The organism is Sulfitobacter sp. HI0040, from assembly GCF_001634885.1.
Taxonomy (GTDB): Bacteria; Pseudomonadota; Alphaproteobacteria; order Rhodobacterales; family Rhodobacteraceae; genus Sulfitobacter.
In genome coordinates, this window is record NZ_LWEX01000443.1 from 22,250 (window position 1) to 28,346 (window position 6,097).

A 6,097-nucleotide genomic window follows, 5' to 3' on the forward strand; every position below is an offset into this window, starting at 1 on the left:
TGTCATGTTCCAAGAACCGGGCAGTAAACTCGCCTTACTTGGAATCGTCCTCGTCATCTTCGTCCGACGCACCGCCTTCGGGCAGCGAAAAGAAGCTGTCCGCATCGGTATAGTCGCCCTTGTCCGCCTTGGAATCCTCGTCCTCGTCCGCGTCGTCCTGTGAACCGGAAAGCGTGAAGGTTTCGAGCCCTTCGATCGCCGTCGGGATTTTCGGCTCGGCGTCCATGCCAAGGCTCTGTTCGGTGCTGACGAGCTTGCGACGCTCGTCGTCGCTCATGATCTGGCCGTCGGCGGCTTTCTTGGCGGCAGCCTTCTGCACGGCGGCATCAAGCTCGCTCTGCTTGCAAAGCCCCAGCGCCACGGGGTCGATGGGCTGGATGTTCGAAATGTTCCAGTGGGTCCGCTCACGGATCGCCTGAATCGTGGGCTTGGTGGTACCCACCAGCTTGCTGATCTGGCCATCGCTCAGTTCCGGGTGGAACTTGACCAGCCACAGGATGGAGGCAGGCCGGTCCTGCCGCTTGCTGAGCGGCGTATAACGGGGGCCGCGGCGCTTTTCCTCGCCCTCCGCAGCAGCGTTCGGCTTCAGCTTCAGCTTGTGAAGGGGGTCGTCTTGGGCCTTGTCGATGTCGGCTTGCTGAAGCTGGTTGTTGGCCACGGGATCGAATCCCTTGACCCCTACAGCCACATCGCCATCTGCGATGCCCTGAATCTCCAGCTCGTGCATGCCGGTGAAATCCGCGATCTGCTTGAAGCTGATGGTGGTGTTGTCGACCAGCCAGACGGCGGTCGCCTTGGGGTGCAGCAGTTTCGACATGTCTCTCTCCTTGAACGCACTTTCCCCGTCGCCTGAAAGGCTGTCCCGGAGGCCGGAACGGTTTCCATTGTGGGGGAACTCGCGCGCTATATAGTCGGCAATGCGAAATAAGGAAAGACCAAATGACGGTACTGCGCCGGTCCCTGCTGGTTCTCGCGCTTCTGTCTGCCTCTGCGGCGGGGGCAGCGGGCGAACGCGCCGGGGAATTCGATTACTATGTCCTTGCCCTCAGTTGGTCGCCGAACTGGTGCGCCCGCGATGGCGATGCCCGCGATTCAGATCAATGCGAAGTGGGGCTCGGCCATGGCTGGACGCTGCATGGCCTCTGGCCGCAACTGGCCCGGGGCTATCCATCCTATTGCCAGACAGCCAGCGCGCCACCCAGCCGGGCCATGACCGCCCGCATGGCCGACATCATGGGCTCGGCAGGGCTCGCATGGCATCAGTGGAAAAAGCATGGCAGCTGTACCGGCCTGTCAGCCGCCGATTATTTCGCCCTGTCGCGCGAAGCGTCGGAGCGCGTGACGCGACCCACCGTCTTCCGGTCGCTCGACCGCGCTGTTCGCCTGCCCGCCGCCGTGGTGGAGGAGGCCTTTTTGAAGGCCAACCCCGATCTCGTTGCCGACGGCCTCACCGTGACCTGCCGGGACGGCTATATTCAGGAGGTGCGCGTCTGCCTGTCCCGGGAGTTGGAGCCGCAGGTCTGCGGCCCCGACGTCATCCGGGATTGCACGGCTACAGACGCATTGTTCACGCCCATCCGCTAAAGGGCGCGCCTCTCCCTCAACCCGCGACCTTCAGAACGATCTTTCCGATGTGATCGCTGGTTTCCATGCGGGCATGTGCCTTATGCGCTTCTTCCAGCGGAAATTCACTGTCCATCACCGGCCCGATCCGACCCGCGTCCAGCAGCGGCCATACGCTATGGCGCAGATCGTCGGCGATCCGGGCCTTCGCCAGATCGCTCTGCGGGCGTAGAGTGGATCCGGTCATCGTCAGCCGCCGGGTCATCAGCGTGGCAAAGTTCACCTCCACCTTGGGTCCCTGCAGGAAGGCGATCTGCACCAGCCGACCGTCCTCCGCCAATGCGCTGAGGTTGCGGGGAATGTAATCGCCGCCCACCATGTCGAGTATCAGATGCGCGCCCCCTTCCGACTTCAGCACATCGACAAAATCGGTATCCCGGTAGTTGATCGCGGCTTCGGCCCCCAGTTTCATGCAGGCGGCGCATTTTTCGTCAGAACCGGCGGTGGCGAAAACCCGGGCGCCGAACGCCTTTGCAAGCTGGATGGCAGTCGTGCCGATCCCGGAAGACCCGCCGTGGACGAGAAAACGCTCGCCAGCCTTCAGCCCGCCCCGCATGAAAACATTGGACCAGACGGTAAAGAAGGTTTCGGGCAGACAGGCGGCTTCGCGCATGTCCATGCCTTCCGGCACAGGCAGGCAGTGCCGGGCCGGGGTGGCCACGTATTCCGCGTAGCCCCCGCCCGGCAACAATGCGCAGACCTTGTCCCCCACCGAAACGCCTTCTGCCCCGGGGCCTACCGACACCACCTCTCCCGATGCTTCCAGACCGGGCAGATCGCTTGCCGTGGGGGGCGGAGCATACATGCCTGCCCGCTGCAACGCATCCGGCCGGTTCACACCGGCATAGGCCACTTTGATCACGACCTGCCCCTGGCCCGGCTCGGGACGGGGGCGTTCCGCTTCCTTCAGCACCTCCGGCCCGCCGCTTTTGGTGATCTCGATCACGCGCATCGTTTCGGTCATCTGGTATCTCCTGTCATTTACACGCAGCATAGTGCTGACAAGTCCGGTGTCATCCGCATTCTGGGGACTTGGCGTTTGGGGCCGGGTTTTGTTAAGTGGATGGAAGAGCATGAAAAGGCGAACGAATGGCGGACGCACCGGCACGTTTCGAATGGCACCCGCAGGCAAAACTTTCCTGGCGCGGACGCGAGGTTCCGCGCCCGACGGGCATGGCCCCCGCCATGACACCGCTGACGGTACGCCTCGCCCACGCATTGAACTGCGGCGGACCATTTCTGCTCTCGGATGATCCTGAACTCTTGCAAGTCACCGAAGGCGCCGCCCACGGGACCTTTTTTACCCTCACGGGCGGGACCACGGGTGCACCGAAGGTCATCCGCCGCTCCTGCGCCTCATGGATTGCCAGCTTCGAGGTCAACGCCCGCCTGTTTGACTGCGAAGTGATCGATCAGGTCGCCGTGCTGGGCGATCTGTCCCATTCGCTGGCCCAATACGGCACGGTCGAGGCGCTGCACCTCGGCCTTGATGTCCACGTGCTGGAAGGGATGCCCGCACCCGCGCAGTGGCGGCAGTTGATGAACCTGAATGTCTCCATCATCTACGGCACGCCATCGCAGCTTCACCTGCTGTCAAAGGCCGGCCGTGGCGGGCAGAATGAAATGGTCCGCCTGATCCTTTGCGGGGGTGGCCCCCTGTCGGACGCGACCCTCGCCATGGTGGAAGAGGCTTTTCCTGCCGCCTTGGTCCGCGCGTTTTATGGTGCGGCCGAAACCTCTTTCATCAGCATGACCCGGTACGACACCCCACCCGGTTCGGTGGGCCCCGCCTACCCCGGGGCCACGATCGAAATTCGCAATGCGGACGGCACAAAGACCGACGGCGCGGGCGAAGTCTGGGTCAAGAGCCCCTACCTGTCGGACGGTTACGCGAACGGGGCCGAAGGCGGCAAACGCGACGGCGCGGGTTTTGCCAGCGCGGGGGAAATCGGGTGGCTCGACGATGAGGGCAACCTGTTTCTCGAAGGCCGGGCAGATCGCCGATTTACGGTGGCCGATCATTCGCTTCAGCCCGAATACCTTGAAACGGCTCTGAACGCACTTTCCGAGGTGAAGGGGAGCGCCGTGCTCCCCGTTTCGGATGGTGCGCGCGGGCACCGCCCTGTCGTGATTGTCGAAGCGGCAGAGGACACGGAGCTGTTGCCCCGCATCCGCGACTGCTGCGTGCGCGCGCTCGGCCAATGGGCGGTGCCGAAAGACATCCATTTCATCGAGAAGCTTCCGCGCCTGACCTCGGGAAAGCTGGACCTGAAAACCCTCGCCCGGCAATTCGGCGAGGACGGGTGACACCCTGTATCGCCGCCGCCTGCCGCAGTGCCGTCGCACCGCGCGGTGGCGCACTCGCCGGGCTGGAACTTCATGAACTGGCGGCCCCGGTGCTGACCGCGGCGCTGGAGCGGGCCGGGATCGACCCTGTAGATGTGGATGAAGTCATCCTGTCGAATGCCTTGGGCGCAGGTGGCAACCCGGCACGAAGCGCCGCGCTCGCCGCCAGACTGCCCGAAAGCGTCGCGGGCCTCACCATCGACCGGCAATGCGCCGGGGGGCTTGATGCACTGCTGCTGGCGCGTGCGATGATACTTGCGGGCGACGCGCGTATCGTTCTTGCCGGCGGTGTGGAGAGTTATTCGCGCCGCCCCCTCCGCTCGCGACGCTTCGCTGACGGTCGGCCGCCGGAGCCCTACGAACAGGCCCCGTTCACACCTTGGCCGGACAGGGACCCGGACATGACCCATGCGGCCCATGCCCTTGCCATAAGATGCGGGATCAGCCGTGCGGAACAGGATGCCTGGGCCCTGGAAAGTCATCGCAAGGCCATGGCGTCACCACCGGGAGCGGCAGAGCTCATGCCCCTCGGCGGGTTGACCAAGGATCCCTTTGCCCGCGCCCTCTCTCCCGCGCTTTGCGATCGGGCGAAAACGCTGCAGGGCAGTATCACTTCGGCAAATACCGCGGTGGCGGCCGATGCATCGGCCTTTTGCGTGGTGGTATCGGCGGATGTTGCGCGCGCCCTCGGGGGTAATTTTCCCAGAATCATCTCGGGCGCGACCCTCGGCGGGCAGCCCGATCTGCCGGGCCTCGCCCCGGTGGCCGCCATTGCCGGCGCGTTGAACCGCGCGGGAGTGGAACTGAAAGACATGGGAAGCGCCGAGATCATGGAAGCCTATGCGGTGCAGGCGATTGCATGCCAGCGTGGCGCGGGGTTCGATCCGGCAATCGTCAATCGAAGCGGGGGGGCACTAGCGCGGGGGCACCCCATCGGCGCGTCCGGAGCAATCAACGCCGTGCGGCTCTATCACGAGGTTATGGGCGATGGCCGAGCCGGGGTGGCGGCCATCGCGGCGGCAGGCGGTATCGGAACCGCGCTTGTCCTAGCTGCGTGACAGCACGCTTTGCGGACGGGCGCGCGCCAGACCCGCTGTCACGAAACCGGCGATCACGGCTTTCAGGATGTCACCGGGGATGAAGAAGGCCACCAGCGCACTGGCTTCCAGCACCGACTTGTCCAGCATGAACATCATGCCAATGATGCCGAAGACATAGAGCACGACAACCCCACCCGCTGCGGCGGCAACGCCCGCGGCCAGTGCAATCGGCGCATCGCGCAGACGTTCCATGATCCAGCCGGTGGCGAAAGCGGCGATGGGAAAGCCGATCAGGAAGCCCACCGAAGGTGTAGCAAAGACCCCCAGGCCACCACGACCGCCAGCCAGAAGCGGCAGGCCCAAGGCTACGAGACCGATGAAGAGCAGCGCGGCAAGCCCGCCCCGCTTTGCGCCGAGCACCGTTCCACAAAGCATGATGCCGAGGCTTTGCGCCGTGATGGGCACACCGAAGGCCAGCGTGAACTTCGGGATGAGCCCTAGCGCCGCTATGAGGGCGGCAAAAAGGGCAATGAGGGTGAGGGAGCGTTCCATGGACTGATCCTGGTATGATGAAAACAAGACGTTTTGAACGTCTGGCGTTTGGTAGGGGCCGCCCCCCGCGCCGTCAAGACGGCCCGGAACCAAGGCCGCCGCGTGCCCGCAGTGCCAGCGCCACCTGTTCGGCGTCATCGATCGCCAGAACGGCCATGGGCATGACGATCCGCCACCCCACGGGCCGGGCGGACCGCGCCCGCCACGCCAGCCGCAAGGTATTTCCCCGCAGGATCAGGGCAGGCGCAAACCGGACGACCATGGCAACCGCAAGCTCCATCGGGCGGGTGCGCAGGCCGAACCGGCGCAACGGCGTGGTCAGCCAGTGCACCACCGCCATCATTTCTGACAACGTGGTGGTCATCGTGACGAAGGTCGCCAGCGCCACCGCTGTGAGCATGCGCAGCACGATCTCCACGCCTTCGGCGGTCTCCCCCGCCAAGAGGTGCCACAGCAGGATGAGCACGACGAAGGGCCAGAGCTGCCACAATGGAACCAACCCCGCCCTGGCGAACCGCCACCCCGCCCATAGGAAC

7 protein-coding genes are annotated in these 6,097 nt (G+C 64.6%); 3 read left to right on the forward strand and 4 right to left on the reverse strand.

Annotated elements, in window-relative coordinates:
- Nucleotides 1-34 precede the first annotated feature (34 nt).
- On the reverse strand, nt 35-817 hold the full coding sequence (locus A3728_RS18310) for a DUF1013 domain-containing protein (RefSeq protein WP_067927093.1): 783 nt from the start codon (nt 815-817) through the stop codon (nt 35-37).
- Nucleotides 818-939: 122 nt separating this feature from the next.
- Between A3728_RS18310 and A3728_RS18315 the strand changes: the two genes are divergently transcribed.
- A complete protein-coding gene (locus A3728_RS18315; protein WP_067927096.1) occupies nt 940-1,584 on the forward strand; it encodes a ribonuclease T2 family protein in 645 nt (214 codons plus the stop codon).
- A 16-nt stretch (nt 1,585-1,600) separates the two neighbouring features.
- On the opposite strand, the gene A3728_RS18320 is transcribed toward A3728_RS18315, so the two are convergent.
- Nucleotides 1,601-2,587, reverse strand: a complete 987-nt coding sequence (locus tag A3728_RS18320; RefSeq protein WP_067927100.1) for an NAD(P)H-quinone oxidoreductase — start codon at nt 2,585-2,587, stop codon at nt 1,601-1,603.
- Nucleotides 2,588-2,712: 125 nt separating this feature from the next.
- On the opposite strand from A3728_RS18320, the gene A3728_RS18325 reads away from it, so the two are divergent.
- Together A3728_RS18325 and A3728_RS18330 are read left to right on the forward strand one after the other, a co-directional pair.
- Nucleotides 2,713-3,930 (forward strand): AMP-binding protein, encoded by a 1,218-nt coding sequence (locus tag A3728_RS18325; RefSeq protein ID WP_067927103.1) that lies wholly within the window; start codon nt 2,713-2,715, stop codon nt 3,928-3,930.
- Nucleotides 3,927-5,027 (forward strand): thiolase family protein, encoded by a 1,101-nt coding sequence (locus A3728_RS18330; RefSeq protein WP_067927105.1) that lies wholly within the window; start codon nt 3,927-3,929, stop codon nt 5,025-5,027. Before A3728_RS18325 ends, A3728_RS18330 begins: the two co-directional genes overlap by 4 nt.
- On the opposite strand, the gene A3728_RS18335 is transcribed toward A3728_RS18330, so the two are convergent.
- Together A3728_RS18335 and A3728_RS18340 are read right to left on the reverse strand one after the other, a co-directional pair.
- Complete coding sequence (locus A3728_RS18335) at nt 5,016-5,561, reverse strand: biotin transporter BioY (protein WP_067927109.1); 546 nt, start codon at nt 5,559-5,561, stop codon at nt 5,016-5,018. The two genes, A3728_RS18330 and A3728_RS18335, sit on opposite strands and share 12 nt — an antisense overlap.
- 73 nt (nt 5,562-5,634) lie before the next feature.
- A partial coding sequence (locus A3728_RS18340; protein WP_082858016.1) for an energy-coupling factor transporter transmembrane component T occupies nt 5,635-6,097 on the reverse strand: 463 nt, incomplete at its 5' end.

Bases quoted from the DNA above. Each gene is read 5' to 3' on its own strand.
- A3728_RS18325 (WP_067927103.1), top strand. From the start codon at position 2,713: ATGGCGGACGCACCGGCACGTTTCGAATGGCACCCGCAGGCAAAACTT.
- A3728_RS18315 (WP_067927096.1), top strand. From the start codon at position 940: ATGACGGTACTGCGCCGGTCCCTGCTGGTTCTCGCGCTTCTGTCTGCC.
- A3728_RS18320 (WP_067927100.1), bottom strand. From the start codon at position 2,587: ATGACCGAAACGATGCGCGTGATCGAGATCACCAAAAGCGGCGGGCCG.
- A3728_RS18335 (WP_067927109.1), bottom strand. From the start codon at position 5,561: ATGGAACGCTCCCTCACCCTCATTGCCCTTTTTGCCGCCCTCATAGCG.
- A3728_RS18310 (WP_067927093.1), bottom strand. From the start codon at position 817: ATGTCGAAACTGCTGCACCCCAAGGCGACCGCCGTCTGGCTGGTCGAC.